At 75.8% G+C, this 15014-nt stretch carries 13 protein-coding genes and 1 pseudogene; 7 read left to right on the forward strand and 7 right to left on the reverse strand.

The window, feature by feature from the left end:
• Positions 1-126 precede the first annotated feature (126 nt).
• Positions 127-387 carry a DUF5133 domain-containing protein gene (locus ACZ56B_RS01510; RefSeq protein WP_468785054.1) on the reverse strand — a complete coding sequence of 87 codons (261 nt, stop codon included), beginning with the start codon at positions 385-387 and terminating at the stop codon, positions 127-129.
• Between the two features lie 350 nt (positions 388-737).
• On the opposite strand from ACZ56B_RS01510, the gene ACZ56B_RS01515 reads away from it, so the two are divergent.
• From ACZ56B_RS01515 to ACZ56B_RS01525, 3 genes are all read left to right on the forward strand, one after another.
• Complete coding sequence (locus ACZ56B_RS01515; protein WP_468785055.1) at positions 738-1628, forward strand: Gfo/Idh/MocA family protein; 891 nt, start codon at positions 738-740, stop codon at positions 1626-1628.
• Between the two features lie 332 nt (positions 1629-1960).
• Positions 1961-3163, forward strand: a complete 1203-nt coding sequence (locus ACZ56B_RS01520) for a glycoside hydrolase family 64 protein (RefSeq protein ID WP_468785056.1) — start codon at positions 1961-1963, stop codon at positions 3161-3163.
• Between the two features lie 276 nt (positions 3164-3439).
• The gene (locus ACZ56B_RS01525; protein ID WP_468785057.1) at positions 3440-3646 is read left to right on the forward strand and encodes a hypothetical protein; all 207 of its coding nucleotides are present in this window, start codon (positions 3440-3442) and stop codon (positions 3644-3646) included.
• Between the two features lie 114 nt (positions 3647-3760).
• Here the strand turns inward: ACZ56B_RS01525 and ACZ56B_RS01530 are convergent, their stop codons facing one another.
• From ACZ56B_RS01530 to ACZ56B_RS01545, 4 genes are all read right to left on the reverse strand, one after another.
• Positions 3761-4249: a DUF5709 domain-containing protein gene (locus tag ACZ56B_RS01530; RefSeq protein WP_468785059.1), complete on the reverse strand. Its 489-nt coding sequence runs from the start codon at positions 4247-4249 to the stop codon at positions 3761-3763.
• Between the two features lie 160 nt (positions 4250-4409).
• Complete coding sequence (locus ACZ56B_RS01535; RefSeq protein ID WP_468785061.1) at positions 4410-5897, reverse strand: hypothetical protein; 1488 nt, start codon at positions 5895-5897, stop codon at positions 4410-4412.
• Between the two features lie 187 nt (positions 5898-6084).
• Positions 6085-8439: a glycoside hydrolase family 65 protein gene (locus tag ACZ56B_RS01540; RefSeq protein ID WP_468785063.1), complete on the reverse strand. Its 2355-nt coding sequence runs from the start codon at positions 8437-8439 to the stop codon at positions 6085-6087.
• Positions 8436-9173 carry an HAD family hydrolase gene (locus tag ACZ56B_RS01545; protein ID WP_468785065.1) on the reverse strand — a complete coding sequence of 246 codons (738 nt, stop codon included), beginning with the start codon at positions 9171-9173 and terminating at the stop codon, positions 8436-8438. The genes ACZ56B_RS01540 and ACZ56B_RS01545 overlap by 4 nt, the downstream gene beginning before the upstream one ends.
• Positions 9174-9274: 101 nt before the next feature.
• Here ACZ56B_RS01545 and ACZ56B_RS01550 point away from each other — a divergent pair, with 101 nt between their 5' ends.
• Both ACZ56B_RS01550 and ACZ56B_RS01555 read left to right on the forward strand, forming a co-directional pair.
• Positions 9275-9937: a nucleoside/nucleotide kinase family protein gene (locus ACZ56B_RS01550; RefSeq protein WP_468785067.1), complete on the forward strand. Its 663-nt coding sequence runs from the start codon at positions 9275-9277 to the stop codon at positions 9935-9937.
• A gap of 91 nt (positions 9938-10028) precedes the next feature.
• Positions 10029-10529: a GNAT family N-acetyltransferase gene (locus tag ACZ56B_RS01555; RefSeq protein WP_468785069.1), complete on the forward strand. Its 501-nt coding sequence runs from the start codon at positions 10029-10031 to the stop codon at positions 10527-10529.
• Positions 10530-10650: 121 nt separating this feature from the next.
• Here the strand turns inward: ACZ56B_RS01555 and ACZ56B_RS01560 are convergent, their stop codons facing one another.
• Together ACZ56B_RS01560 and ACZ56B_RS01565 are read right to left on the reverse strand one after the other, a co-directional pair.
• Positions 10651-11052 carry a DUF3662 domain-containing protein gene (locus ACZ56B_RS01560; RefSeq protein ID WP_468785071.1) on the reverse strand — a complete coding sequence of 134 codons (402 nt, stop codon included), beginning with the start codon at positions 11050-11052 and terminating at the stop codon, positions 10651-10653.
• A 40-nt stretch (positions 11053-11092) separates the two neighbouring features.
• Positions 11093-11254, reverse strand: coding sequence for a hypothetical protein (locus ACZ56B_RS01565; protein WP_468785073.1), 162 nt, complete (start codon positions 11252-11254; stop codon positions 11093-11095).
• 139 nt (positions 11255-11393) lie between these two features.
• On the opposite strand from ACZ56B_RS01565, the pseudogene ACZ56B_RS01570 reads away from it, so the two are divergent.
• Positions 11394-12092: pseudogene (locus ACZ56B_RS01570) on the forward strand (MurR/RpiR family transcriptional regulator); the annotation flags it as partial.
• Between the two features lie 170 nt (positions 12093-12262).
• Positions 12263-14680: a SpoIIE family protein phosphatase gene (locus tag ACZ56B_RS01575; protein ID WP_468785075.1), complete on the forward strand. Its 2418-nt coding sequence runs from the start codon at positions 12263-12265 to the stop codon at positions 14678-14680.
• Positions 14681-15014: the final 334 nt, after the last annotated feature.

The following is a 15014-nucleotide window of genomic DNA, read 5'->3' on the forward strand; positions in this document are numbered from 1 at the left end:
AACCCCCCCCCCCCCCCCCCTCCCCCTCCCCCCCCCCCCCCTCTTCCCCCCCCCCCCCCCCCCCCCCCCCCCCCCCCCCCCCCCCGGGACGCGGCGCCGGGTCCGGGTCCGGGCCGGCCGACGGGATCAGACGGCCAGGGACAGGCCGCTCTCCCCCTCCGGGTCCGCGGCCCGGGCGGCCGCGGACCGCTGCTCCCGCGCGAGCAGGTCGTCCGCCCGCGCGACGGCGTCGTGGATGCTGGACGTCCCCGTCATCACGCAGAGCGTGTAGCTGACGTCCTCCAGTTCGCGCGCCACCGCCGGGTCGTGCCCCTGCGCCTGGGCGATCCGCAGGGTCGCGTACTGCGTCAGGAGTCGTCTGACGGTCTTCGGGTCCGGTACGAGCACGAAGCCCCCTCTCTGGTTTTCGCTGCGTATGCCCGACCCGGGCGGAAACACTCACCCCTTGTACTCACCTGATGGGAATTGACCGAAAACCTTCGCCCGTCGCTCGCCGCCGGGCCGCCCGACCGCTGTGCGCGGCCGGGTACGCCCCGCCCCCTCCGCACGGGCTCCCCGTGGATGCCGGTCCCCCGGGTCCGGGTCTCCCCGGGCCACGCCCCGGCCGGCGCCGCGCACGGGCGGCCTCGCCCCGGCGCCGCCCGCGGTCCGGCCGCTGTGACACGCTCGGGTCCGGGCCGCCGCCGGAGCACACCGGTGGCGGCGCGACCGACGACGGAAGACGGAAGGACGACGGCATGCGGATCGGACTGCTCGGCACCGGCCCCTGGGCGCGGGCGACGCACGCCCCCGCGCTGAGCGGGCACCGGGACCTCGACTTCGCCGGCGTGTGGGGCCGCCGCCCCGAGGCGGCCGGGGAACTGGCCGGCCGGTACGGCGTCCGGGCCTACGACGACGTCGACGCGCTGTTCGCCGACGTGGACGCCGTCGCCGTCGCGCTGCCGCCCCACGTGCAGGCGGAACTCGCGGTGCGCGCGGCGCGGGCCGGATGCCACCTGCTGCTCGACAAGCCGCTCGCCCCGACGGTGGCACAGGGGCGTGCGGTGGTCGAGGCGGCCAAGGAGGCCCGGGTCGCCTCGGTGGTCTTCCTCACCACCCGCTTCCAGCCCGAGCCGGAGGCGTGGATCGCCGAACAGGCCTCCCGGGGCGGCTGGTTCACCGGGCGCGCCCAGTGGCTGGGGGCGGTGTTCGCCTCCGGCGGCAGCCCTTACGCGGCCTCGCCGTGGCGGCGGGAGAAGGGCGCCCTGTGGGACGTCGGCCCGCACGCCCTGTCCGTCCTGCTGCCGGTGCTCGGCGACGTCCGGCGGGTGACGGCCGCGGCGCACGGCCCGGGGGACACCGTCCACCTCGTCCTCGACCACGTGAGCGGCGCGTCGAGCACCCTGGCCCTGAGCCTGACCGCGCCCCCGGCCGCGGCCGGCGCCACGGTGGAACTGCGCGGCACCTCCGGTGTCGCCCTCCTCCCGGAGGCCTCCGAAGGAGCGGTCCCCGCCCTCATCCGGGCCGTGGACGCCCTCCTCGCCGCGGCCCGCACGGGCACCCCCCACCCCTGCGACGCCGCGTTCGCCCTCCGGATCACGGACCTCCTGGCCGCGGCGGAGACGCTGCTGCGCGGCGGCACGCGCTGAAGCGCGCCGGGCCGCGACGGCCCCGCCTGCCCGGAGCCGGGGGGAGCGCCCTCCTCGCGGCAGCGCCCCGCGGTGGCTTAAAGGGCCCTTAAGAGGCGGTTAAGCGGCTGTGGGGCTCTCCCGGATCCCCCAAGTAAGCGCAGGTCAAAGCGGCTTGAGGACAAGTCGGACCCGTTGCGGGGATCGTTGCGGTCCGTACCATCGAAAGCCGCGCGTCGGCCCGGACGTACGGACTGAGAGCGCTCTCACCACAGGAGTGCGCTGCTCGGGCCCTTCCCCCACGCCGGGCGGCGCGGACAGGAACCCCCACGAGCACTCCAGGAGACCCCCACATGACTCCGCGTCACCAGCGCACCGTCGGCCGCCGCAAGCTCCTCCTCGCCCTCGGCGGGGCCGCCGTGGCCGTGCCCGCGGCGGCCGCGCTCGCCCCGTACGCCCTCGCGGACCAGTCCGGCGAGCAGAAGGCCGGGCCCGAGGCGGCCGGCTCCCTGCCGCTGACGGTCGTCAACAACAACGGCTCGTTCGACAGCGCGAACGTGCACCTCTACGTCGTGGGCAACGCGGACGGCCGGCAGGTGCGGCTCACCCCCGAGGGCACCCTCGCCCCGATCTCCCTGTCGGACAACGGCCCCGACGGCTTCACCGACTACGCGATCAGCCTGTCCGGCAACGAGACCCGGCTGTCCCTGCCGTACATGTCCGGCCGGATCTACGTGGCCCTCGGCGCGAAGCTGAAGTTCAAGGCGGTCGCGGACGGCGACGGCAACGCGGCGCTGCAGTACCCGGCCGGCTGGGTCACCTCGGACCCCAACTACGGGGTGCTGCACGACTGCGCGGAGTTCACCCACAACCCCTCGGGCATGTTCTGCAACACGACGATGGTCGACATGTTCAGCGTGCCGCTGAGCCTCCGGCTCACCGGTTCCCAGGACCAGACCACGGGCACCGTGCGCGAGGGGGGCCGCGACGCCGCGTTCGCCGCCGTCAAGCGGGTGGAGGCGTTCTCGCGGCTCGTCGTGGACGACACCCGGATCATCGCCCCCGGTCACGGACTGGACGCCGGTCTGTTCCCCGAGGACTACTTCGCCCCGTACATCGACGAGGTGTGGAGCACCTACACCGGCCGGGACCTGAAGGTCACCACCAACGCCGGCACCTTCACCGGCCGGGTGCGCGGCGACCGGCTCACCTTCGACGGCCCCGCCCAGGTCTCCTTCGGCAAGCCGTCCACCCGGGACGTCCTGTTCTGCGACGGCGCCCTCGCCGCCCCCAACGACGGCACCACCGGGCCGGTCGCCGCCGTGCTCGGCGCCGGCTTCAACCGTTCGACGCTGCTCAGCCACCCCGACCAGCCGACGACCGACGCCGCGGACTTCTACCGGACGGAACTCACCAACCACTACTCCAAGGCCGTGCACACCGCGACCGAGGACGGCCGGGCGTACGGCTTCGCCTTCGACGACGTGGTCGACTTCGCCTCGTACATCCAGGACACGGCCCCCACGGGCCTGCGGCTGACGCTGACGCCCTTCTAGGTGTGCTGTCCCGGGACAGCACACCCGGGGCCCGGCGGAAGCGGGCCGCCGACGGCCGCGGGGACCCGGCCGTGACGCACGGTCCCCGCGGCCGGTTCCCGGGCCGAGGTTTCCCGCGGGCCCGGGAAGGTACCCCGGCATACGGGAGGACCGTCCCCGCACCCCGGCGCCCCGGCGGGCTCCGGACGCACGGCGGACCCCCGCCCTGAAGGGTGATACCGGCCCCGATGCCAGCACCGGGGCCGCACCAGTGATCCGGATCCGAGGAGCCAGAAGATGTCGACGTCCCAGCCCGACGCGTCCCGGCGGTCCGAGGAGGGCACCACCCCGGACCGCCTGCTCCACACCCGCACCGGCACCGACGTGTCGCCGGAGGACCTGGTCCTTGCCTCGGGCAAGGACCTCACCCCGCAGAACCTCGAATGGGCCAAGCGGAAGCTGGCCGAGGAGGGGCCCGCCGCCCTGGACAAGATCCTTCCCTGAGCCCCGCCGCCCGGCGGGCCCCCGCCGCACGACGCAGCCGCCGGTCCGGTGCACACGCGCACCGGGCCGGCGGCTGCGCCGCTGCCGGGAGCGGGCCGGGCCCGCGGCGGGCCGTCAGGTTCCGTCCCGGTCCTCCGGCAGCGCCGTCTCGTCCTCGACGACGTGCATCGCGGCCTCCTCCGCGCCCGCGGCCCCCGCGTCGATGCCCACGTCCTCGGCGACGGTCTCCTTCGTGGTGTCGGTGCGGACGCCCTCGTCCGGCGCGACCAGCCGTCCGGCGCGGTCGGTGCCCGCCTCCGGGTCCACCGGCTCGCCCTCGCCCCCGGGGAGGTCGCCCACGCCGTCGCCGTCGGGGACGGACGTGTCGGGCACCTCCTGGGCCAGGCGCTGGTCCAGCGTCTCCCCGTCGTGCTGTTCGGCGGCCGTGGTGCCGTGCTTGGTGACGCCGAGCGGCTTCTCCGGCGGCGAGTAGCCCTCGTCGAGGATGTCGTCGTAGTCCCGTTCCTGGACGGCGTCCTGCATGTCGAGCGGTGCGCCGTCCTCCTGCTGCTCGTTGGTCCCGGTGGGCTGGTAGACGTCGTCCCCCATCGGTTCGGTGCCCATGGTTTCCTCCCTGTCGCGCCGCGTCGGCTCGTTCGTCCCGGGCGTGGGGTTCGCGTTTCCCGTTATGCGATCTCTAACCTCCGCGGACCCGCCGGCCGCGTCACCGGCCCGCCCGGACCGCGCGCCCGGTGCCCCGGCCGGGCCGTCCCGGCGGCGGGGGTCAGCCGTTCGGCCGGGGCGCCGGGGCGATGCGGACCTCGAGGTCGCCGATCCGGTGGACGGACCAGGAGCGGGCGTAGCCGGGCGGCGTGCCGTCCGGTCCGGTGACCGCGGCCACCGGGAGGCGGTCCGCGGTGCCCAGGATCTCCCCCACCGTGGTGTTCTCGTTGTTCCCGGCGGTGGCGCCGGAGGAGCAGCCGGTGTAGTAGCCGATCGGAATGGCCTCGTGCCCGGTGATCAGGCAGGGCGGGCGGACGCCGAGCCGGTGCAGCGCGTCGGCGGTGCGGGCCCAGTCGCGGCGGCTGTCGGTGTTGCGGTCCACGGTGTGCACCAGGACGGTCAGCTGCACCGCCAGGTGGCCGGCCAGTCCGGCCGCGACCAGGGCCGTGGCGGTCCGCCGCCACCTCCCCCGCGGTGTCCGGACGAGGTGCCACAGCGCGTCGGCGACCGGGAGGGCGAGCAGGGCGTAGGCGGGCTGGAGGAAGCGGGGGGCCGCGTACCCGATCATGAACAGGTACGGGAAGGCGGAGGTGGCGGCACAGGCCAGCGGCAGCAGGGTGCGCAGGGTCCGCCCGGCCCGTACCGCGACGGCCAGGCCGAGGACCGCCAGCAGTGGCAGGACGAACCACCACAGGGTGATCACGAGGGGCGGCATCGACCCGGTGCACGGCCGGCACAGGGCGCGCCCGCCCAGGCTGCGCACCTGGTCGTCGACGGCGATCTGCCAGCCCAGCCCGCCCTGGATGCGGGAGGCCTCGGCCAGTCGCTCCGCCAGGCCGCCGAATCCGGTGTAGGCCTCGATCACCCACGGGATCCCGCCCGCCGCGAGGCCGCCCACCAGGGCGAGCAGGAGCCGTCCGTGCCGGTGCGCCAGGGCGAGGACGACCAGCGGGATCGTCACCCAGACGGCGTCGGTGGGCCGCATCCACGCCATGAGCGCGGCCCCCGCCGCCACGCCCCACAGCGCACCGCGCGCCGAGCCGTCCGCGCGGTGGCGCAGGAAGCCGCCGACGGTGATCAGGGCGCCGACGGCGACCCAGTAGTTGGGCATGGCCTGGGGACCGTAGAAGAGGGTCACCCACAGGGAGGCGAAGAGGGCGCCCGCGGTGGCCAGGACCCGGGTCGGGAACAGGCCGCGCCAGGCACGCAGGGCCAGGTAGAGGCCGAGCCCGGACAGCAGGGCGAGGTAGACGCGCAGCAGCACCGTGGACGAGGACCAGGACGCGACGGGTGCCACCAGCAGGGAGACGCCCCGGGAGCGGGGGGCGCTGAAGAAGGCGGCCGGGTGGTGGGAGGTGACCTGGCTGGTGTACACGATCTCGTCCCAGCCCAGGCCCAGCACGGGGCGGACCAGGACGAGCTGGGCGAGGACGAAGACGGCGGCCACCGCCGCGAGCGGCCGGCCGGCCCGCGCCCACCGGTCCGCGTCCGGCGCGGCTTCCCGCACGCGCCGGGTGCCGGTGAGGAGGGCACCGGTGCCGTCGGTCATCGTCCGTCCCTCGTTCCCGTGCGTCGCTCGCCCCGGATCCCTCGGTCCGCGGGGTCCGGGGACCGGCGGCGGGGAACCGGGTTCCGGAAGATCCGGAAACGGGGACAACCTAACCCGTACGGGGCGGACGGGCGCAGTGGAATACGGCCGATGGCCTGATCCGTCCGGGTGCCCGCCCCACCGCCGGTCACCGGGGGCGGGGAACGCGGTGCCGCGGCTGTCCGGGAGCCGGGCGCGGCCCGGACGGGGGCACGGGGCGCTCGACGGGGGCGTCCTTGCGTACGGTCAGCTCGGTCCCGTGGTGGCGGACGGTCAGCGGCGGGCCGGAGCGCAGCGTGTACCTGGCCCGGTCCGCGGTGATCTCCACGCGCAGGCACCGGCCGAGGAACCGCAGGGTGAAGGCCAGGCGGCGCAGTCTCTGCGGCAGCCGCGGGGCGAACCGGAGGGTGCCGTCGTCCCCGCGCATGCCGCCGAAGCCGGCGACCAGCGCCGCCCAGGTGCCGGCCAGGGAGGCGATGTGCAGTCCGTCGCGGGTGTTGCGCTGCAGGTCGGCGAGGTCCATGAGGGCGGCCTCGGCCGTGTAGGCGTGGGCCAGTTCCAGGTGCCCGGTGCGGGCGGCCAGGACGGCCTGGACACAGGCGGACAGCGAGGAGTCGCGTACGGTCAGCGGCTCGTAGTAGGCGAAGTTGCGGGCGACCTGCTCCTCGTCGGAGAACTCCTCGAACCAGCCCGCGCAGGTGTGCATCGCCAGCACCAGGTCCGCCTGCTTGACCACCTGTTTGCGGTAGAGGTCGAAGTAGGGGAAGTGCAGCATCAGCGGGTACTGGTCGGGGCGCGTGCCGGCGAAGTCCCAGCGCTGGTAGCGGGTGAAGCCGGCGTGCTGTTCGTGGACGCCGAGTTCGTCGTTGTAGGGGACGTGCACCGCCTCGGCCGCGTCCCGCCAGCCGGCGCTCTCCTCCTCGTCGACCCCGAGCTGCGCCGCCCGGTCGGGGTGGCGTTTGCAGGCGTCGGCGGCGGCCAGCAGGTTGGCGCGGGCCATGAGGTTGGTGTACGTGTTGTCGTCGGCTACGGCGCTGTACTCGTCCGGTCCGGTGACGCCGTCGATGTGGAAGGCGCCCCGGTCGTCGTGGTGACCGAGGGAGCGCCACAGGCGGGCGGTCTCCACCAGCAGCTCCACCCCGGTGTCGTGCTCGAAGCGCTCGTCGCCGGTGGCCTGGACGTAGCGGACGACGGCGTCGGCGATGCCGGCGTTGACGTGGAAGGCGGCGGTGCCGGCCGGCCAGTACGCGGATCCCTCCGAACCCTCGATGGTGCGCCAGGGGAACGCCGCGCCGCGCAGACCGAGTTGGGCGGCGCGCTCGCGGGCGACGGGCAGGGTGGACTGCCGCCAGCGCAGCGCCTCCGCGGCGGCCTCCGGCACGGTGCAGATCAGCAGGGGCAGCACGAAGACCTCGGTGTCCCAGAACGCGTGGCCGTCGTAGCCGGAGCCGGTCAGCCCCTTGGCGGGTATTGCGCGTCCCTCGGCGCGGGCGCCCGCCTGCAGGACGTGGAAGAGGGCGAAGCGGACGGCTTGCTGGATCTCCTCGTCGCCGTCGACCTCGACGTCGGCCCGGTCCCAGAAGTCGTCCAGGTAGGCCCGCTGCTCGTCGAGCAGGCCCGGCCAGCCGCTGTGCGCGGCGGCCGCCAGCGCGGCCTCCACCTGGTCGCTCATGGCGGGCCGGGAGCGGGCGCCGGACCAGCCGTGGGCGACGAGCTTCTCCACCCGCAGCCGCTGCCCCGGCTCCAGCACCGAGGTGACGGTCAGCCGGGACACGTCCTCGTTGCTCTCGCAGCCGGTGGTGGTGCGTTCGGGACCGTCGACGAGGTGGTCGGCGGCCACGGCGACCCTGAGGCCGCTGCGCCGGGTGCGGTGCACCAGGCGCAGCCGGTGGCCCTCGGCGAAGTGTTCCTCCGGCTCCAGCGGGGACTTCAGCACCCGGGCGGTCCGCGGGTCGCCGTCCGGCTCGGGCAGGCTCTCGTTGGCGACCAGTTCGGACTGCACCACCACGCGCGTGCGGCAGTCGACGGGTTCCACCTCGTAGGCGACGGCGGCGATCGCCCGCTGGGTGAGGGAGACCAGGCGGGTGGAGCGCACCCGGACCGTGGTCCCGGCCGGGGAGGTCCACTCGCACACCCGCTCCAGCACGCCCCGGCGCAGGTCCAGGGTCCGCTCGTGGCCGACGAGCCGTCCGTAGCGCAGGTCGAACGGCTCGTCGTCGACCAGCAGCCGGATCACCTTGCCGTTGGTGACGTTGATGGCCGTCTGGCCCGACTCGGGGTAGCCGTAGCCGGCCTCGGCGTAGGGCAGCGGGTGCAGTTCGTGCACGCCGTTGAGGTAGGAGCCGGGCAGGCCGTGCGGCTCGCCCTCGTCGAGGTTGCCGCGCCAGCCGACGTGGCCGTTGGAGAGCGCGAACACGGACTCGCTCTGGGCCAGGAGGTCGAGGTCGAGGTTCCGCTCGCGCACGGTCCACGGCTCGACGGCGTACGCCCGCTGCATGATCACTTCACGCTCCCGAGCTCGGCGAGGTCGGTCACGACCCGGTCGGCGCCGTGCGCGTACAGCGCGTCGGCCTGTCCCACCCGGTCCACGCCGACGACGTAGCCGAAGCCCCCGGCGCGGCCCGCGTCCATGCCGGCCTGCGCGTCCTCGAACACCGCCGCCCGGGACGGTTCGACGCCGAGGTCCCGGGCGGCGGCGAGGAAGGTGTCGGGCGCCGGCTTGCCGGGCAGGCCGCGTTCGGCGGCGACCACTCCGTCGATCCGGACGTCGAAGAGGTCCTCGGCGCCGATCGAGCGCAGGACGTCGAGGCAGTTGGCGCTGGAGGAGACGATCGCGGTGCGCAGTCCGCGGGCGCGGACCGCGTCGAGGTAGCGCAGGGTGCCGTCGTAGGCCTCCACGCCGTCGGTGCGGATCCTCTCCAGGAGCAGTTCGTTCTTGCGGTTGCCGAGACCGTGGACGGTCCCGGCGTCGGGCGGGTCGCCGGGCGTCCCCTCGGGCAGCTCGACGCCGCGGGAGGCGAGGAAGGTGCGGACGCCGTCGGCGCGCGGGCGGCCGTCGACGTACGCGTCGTAGTCGTCGTCGCCGAAGGGCCGGAAGTCCTCGCCGTCCCGCTCGCGCAGGAAGGCGTCGAACGTCTCCTTCCAGGCGGCCGCGTGGACGACGGCCGTTCTCGTGACGACGCCGTCGAGGTCGAAGAGGCAGGCGAGGATGTCGTCGGGCAGACCCAGATCCGTCATACAGGAGATCGTTCCCCCTGCGGCGCCGGACAGTGAGTGGCGCGGGCCACACGGCGGGGCGCCGGCTCCCCCGGCGGCGCGCGGGTGGCACACTCTCCCCCGTGGAGCCGACCTTCGACGACCTTCTCCGCCGCGCCCGCTCCCTGGTGCGGGGCGGCCGGCGCGCGATCCTCGGCATCGCCGGCGGTCCGGGGGCGGGCAAGTCCACGCTCGCCGAGTCGCTGGTGCGGGAGCTGAACGGCGGCGGGGAGCCGTGGGTCGCGCACGTCCCGATGGACGGGTTCCACCTCGCCGACGCCGAACTCGACCGCCTCGGCCGCCGCGACCGCAAGGGGGCCCCGGACACCTTCGACGCGGCCGGGTACGCGGCGCTGCTGCGGCGTCTGCGCGAGGAGGCGTACGAGGAGGTCGTGTACGCCCCCGGCTTCGAGCGGGTGCTGGAGCAGCCGGTCGCGGGGGCGGTCCCGGTGCCGCCGGCCGCCCGGCTGGTGGTGACGGAGGGCAACTACCTGCTGCTGGACACCGGTGCCTGGGCGCGGGTGAGGCCGCAGCTGGACGAGGTGTGGTTCTGCGCCCTGGACGAGGGGGAGCGGGTGCGGCGGCTGGTGGCCCGGCACGAGGAGTTCGGCAAGAGCCACGAGGAGGCGGTGGCGTGGGTCCGGCGCACGGACCGGCGCAACGCCGAGCTGGTGGACGCGACGCGGGACCGGGCCGATCTGGTGGTGCCGCCGTCCGCGCTGCCGCGCGGGGACGCCGGGGCGTGAGGGGCGGTCCGGCGGGGCCGCGCGCCGGGACGCGTCCCGGCCGCCGGAATCCACTGGACGCGGAGCGGTCCGGCGCAGCAGGCTCTCGTCCATGATCAGAGCAGCCACCGTGCACGACGTCCCCGAGATCCGCGCCATGATCCGCGAGCTCGCCGCCTACGAGAAGGCCGCCGAGCAGGCCCGCGCCACCGAGGAGCAGCTCCGCGCGGCGCTGTTCGGCCCGCACCCGGCCGCCTCCGTCCTGATCGCCGAGGACGACGCGACCGGCGCCGTCGAGGGGTTCGCGCTGTGGTTCCCGCGCTTCTCGACCTGGACCGGCACGCGCGGCATGCACCTGGAGGACCTCTACGTGCGCCCGCGCGCCCGGGGGGCCGGGCACGGCAGGGCACTGCTCGCCGCGCTGGCGGGGATCTGCCGGGAGAGCGGCTTCGAGCGCTTCGAGTGGGTGGTGCTGGACTGGAACGAGCCGGCGATCGCCTTCTACGAGTCGCTGGGCGCACAGCTCCTGAAGGAGTGGACGGTGTGCCGGCTGACCGGCCGCCCGCTGGAGGAACTCGCCGAGAGGGCCCCGGCCGTGGCGCGGTCGCGGTGACGCCCGGCGGGCGGGGGCCGGGCCCCGGGTGAGAGGGGCCGGCGCGGGCGGTCGCGGCGGCCGGACCCGGCCGGCGAGGCGGGTCACGCGGTCCGGATCCACCGGCGGTGGATCCGGACCGTCACTCCCCGGCCCGCTGGAAGGCCTCGGCGCTCACGTGCGGCGCCACGCTGCTCGCCACCCGGTACCGGCCGTTGGGCACGTCGCCGGACCTGCGCACGTGCACCGCGAGCGGGCCCGCCCAGGCGTAGCCGTGGCGCGCGGCGTGCCGGACCAGGCTGTCGGTCAGCGCCTGCCCCACCCGGCTGCCGCGGTGCGCCAGTTCCTCGTACACCTCGTCGGCGAGCTCCACGTCGTAGGCGTTGGGCACCATCACCCGGCCCTCGCGGCACACCACGGCGTGGCTGTCGCACTCCCGCCGCAGCGCGTCGACGAGTTCGACCGGGTCCCGGTCGGCCACCCGTGCCCGCAGCGCCTGCCAGCGGTTCTCCAGGGCCTCTTCCAGCGCGCTCAGGGCGCTCATGCTTCCACCTGCCGAAACGTATGCGTGTCGAGGACGGGGGTCAGCGTTCGTCGAAGTCGTCGGGCCGGACCTCGGCCTCCTCCAGCGCCTCGCGCATCGTGCGTCCGGTGGCGCCCTGGTCGCGCGTGTCCTTCTCCTCCCGCTGCTCGATGACCTCGTCGGTGTCCCGGGTCTTCGGCCGGTTCTCCTCGGGGACGGTCATGTCCGGTGACTCCTCGTGTGTCGTGAGGACTTCGGTCTGTCCTGCTCTCGGGCCCCGGGTTCCCCGGGGCCGCGGGGATATCCCCGGGGAGGCGGTCCGGCGCGTTCCGCGGGGGCCCGGCCGCCGCGGCGCGTGGGCTGTGTCGAACCCCCGGGGGGACGAAGGGGGCGCACCGGCGCACCGCCGCAGCAGGCGCGCGCACGGGCGTCCGCGCTCACCTCGGGGAGGACGGGCCAGGGCCCGGCGGTGTTCGACCGGCCCCGGCTCTCCTCCCGGCCAGCGGCGCATCGCCCCGCACCTGATCGAGCACCTCGCCGAGGCGGCGTTCCCGTCGATCACGGACCTCGCGGACCGGGCCGGGGTGAGTCAGTCCTCGGTGACCCGGTTCGCCCCGGCGGTCGGCTTCGGCGCTCACCCCGCGCGCCGGGAGAAGCTGCGGTCGATCGCCCTGGGGACCCCCGCCCACGAGGAGGGCCGGGGCAACGGACTCCGGGCCGCGGTCGACGCCGGGATCGGGAGCCTGGAGAACCCGCGGCGGGACCTCGCCGACGCCGACCGGGCCGTCGAGGCCGGCCGCCGCCTGTCCGCGTCCGCGCCGCTCACGGTTCCCGGCCCGCGCGTCTCCGTCTCCCCCGCCGAGTACTTCGCCCGCGCCGCCCGCCGCGTCCGTCCGGACGTACGGCTCGTGCCCCGGGGCGGCAGCGTCGCCCACGACGCGCCGCTGCGGTCGCGGGAGGCGGGCGGCACCTGGGGGCCGGCGTCCTCGATGCCCCGGCACACCCGGGAGACCCTGACGGCGGTGCGGGTGGCACGGGGCGCCGGGCTGAGGGCCGCGCTGACCCCGGGCCGCCGGCCCCGCGGGCGGGCGGCCCGCGGGGCCGGCGGGGCGCCCGGGATGCGGCGGGCGGCGCGGTGTTCCCGAAAAGGGCTTCCGGCCTGCTCGGCAGTGGGTTTCCGGCCGATGAACCGGCCGTCCCGTCCGGTTCCGTGTGCCATGCTCGACGCGTGATGAGCGAGCCCGTTACTCCGGCGGAGGCCGAAGCCGTACCCGACCTGGCCGAACTGGCCAGGGTCGTCGCCCGGCAGCGCGCCGAGATGGACCGGCTGCGCGAACGGGCTGCGACGTCGGCCGTCGTGGAGCGCGCCAAGGGCGTCGTGATGGCCCTGACCGGCTGTTCCGCGGACGCCGCGGGCGAGACGCTGCTCCGGCGGGCCAGGGCGGCCCGCCGCACCCTGCTGGAGGAGTGCTGGGTCGCCCTGGGCGATCCGGCGCCCGCCCGGTCCGGCTCCGGTGTGCCCTCGGCACGTCCCGTGACGGGCATACCCGGCGGGACGCCGGTTCTCCTCGAGGGCGGCCCGCCGGCGGAACCGTCCGCCCCGGACGACGTCGCCGCCGCCCTGGGCCGCCTCGGTCGCGCTCTCGTCCACGCGGACACCTTCCACGGCCTGGCCCGGTGCCTGCTGGAGCACCTCGCACCGGACCTGGGCGCGGACTCGGTCATGATCTACGCCCGCCGGACCGGCGGGCGACTGGAGCTGGTCGGTCACGCCGGAGTCGGCGAACGGCACGTCGCCCCGTGGCGCCAGATCCCCCCCTTCGGCGGGATCGCGGTGCTGGAGGCCCTCCGGTCCGGTGCGCCGCTCTGGCTGGAGGACCTCGCCGAGGACAGCAAGCGGTACCTGCTGATCGGCGATCCGCCCGAGCGGTGGCGGTCGCGGGCGTGGCTGCCCCTGCCCTCCGCGGACGGCGCCGAGGTCTGCATCGGGGTGCTGCGCGGCCGCTCCGGTCCGTTCACCCCGCGCGACCGCGCCCACCTGCGGGACGTCACCCGGCTGTGTGCCGGACGGCTGCGTACGCTCGCCGCCCCGCCGGAGCCCGCGGCCGCTTCCCCGGACCCCGTGCGGGCCCTGTTCGAGGCACTGCCCGTCGCGGCGATGCTGCTGACCCCGGTGCGCGGCCCCGCCGGCGAGACCGTCGACTTCCGCATCGGCGCCGCGACGGCGCAGGTGACCGCCGCGCTGGGCGACGCCGGGGGCGGCCCGGCCGGCCGGCGGCTGCGCGAGTACCGGACCGGCCTGACGGACGAGCCGCTGTGGCAGGGCTGCCTGGACACCCTGGCCACCGGGGAGCCGTACGAGGGCGAACCGTTCGCGCACCAGGAGGTGGTGCGCGGCGTCACGGCCCTGTCCACGTACTCCGTACGGGTCACCCGGCTGGAGGACTCGCTGATCGTCGCCTGGCTCCGGCACGCCTCCTCCGACCGGCAGGAGCAGCGGCTCGCCGACCTGCAGCGACTGGGCGACCTCGGCTGGGCGAACTGGAACCTGACCACGCGTGAGCCGTCCTGGTCCTCGCAGGTCTTCACGATCCTCGACCGGGACCCCGCGGACGGGCCCGTCCGGCTCGTCGACCTTCCCGGACTCGCGGAGCCCGACGACCGGCCCGCCCTGGGCCGTGCCGTCGGCGCCCTGACCCGCGAGGGGCGGCCGCTCGACGTCCCGTTCCGGGTCCGCACCGCACGCGGCGTACGGCACCTGCGCCTCGTCGCCGAGGCCGTGGCGGACCTGGACGGCACGCCCGTCGAGGTGCACGGCTTCGTCCAGGACCTGACCGCGCGGCGCCGGGCCGAACTGGCCCTGGTGGAGAGCGAACGGGAGATCCTCACCCAGCACGACGTCCTGCGGGCCGAGCGGACTCTGGTGGCCCGGCTGCAGAACGCCCTGCTGCCCCTGCCCCAACGGTCGATGGACCTGGCCGGACTGCGCGTCGAGGTCGCCTACCTTCCCGCCCAGGCGGGCGTACACGTCGGCGGTGACTGGTTCAGCGCCATCGAACTGCCCGACGGCGACGCCCTGTTCGTCATCGGCGACGTGGCCGGCCACGGCGTCGACGCCGTGGCCACCATGGCCCAGCTGCGCTTCACCGCCAAGGGCATGGTCATCACCGGCTCCTCGCTGACCGGCGCGCTCGCCCGGCTCAACACCCTGCTGCTGCACTCCGGGGACACCCACGGCACCGCGACCATGGTCCTGGCCCGCTACAGCCCCGGTGAACGGCTCCTGACCTGGGCACAGGCGGGACACCCCCCGCCCCTGCTGCTGCGCGGCGGCGCGGTGACCCATCTGCGCCGCCCCCCCGGCATGCTGCTCGGCGCGACCCCCGCGCCCCGCTTCGAGGAGGCCGAGTTCCGTCTGCGGCCGGGCGACCGGCTCCTGCTGTACACGGACGGCCTGGTGGAGCGGCCCCCGGAGAACATCGACGCGGGGCTGGAACGCCTCGCCGGTGCCGTGGCGGCCCACCCGGGGGGCGCGAGGGGTTCCCTGGGGCCGCTGCTGGACGCGATGCTGGAGGGCGAACGCCGCGACGACGTGTGCGTCCTCGACATCCACTTCCCCGGGGGACGGCGGGAGCGCGGCCGGCCGTAGGACCGGCCGGCCGCGGCTTCGCCGTGCGGGTCGGTTCCCGGGGAGGGCGACGTCCCCGACGGGGCCCGCGCCGGCCGTGCGGGACTCCAGCGCGAGCCGCGTGTCGTCGCCGTGGACGCCGCTCTCGTCGCCGCGGCGCCGTACCAGAGCCGGAAGCGGGCGACGGCCGCGGACAGGGTGGCGTCGTAGCGGCCGTCGGCGGTCCCCCGCGGTAGACGTCCGGGACGCGCAGCAGCCGCCTCCGGGGTTCGCCCACCTCGGGGCCGGAGTCTCCCTCGCGGGGGAACCCCGGGCGTTCCGGGGGCGGGCCGTCGCCCCGCCGCGGAGCGGACTC

The sequence above is a fragment of the Streptomyces sp. NPDC034670 genome (assembly GCF_055574875.1).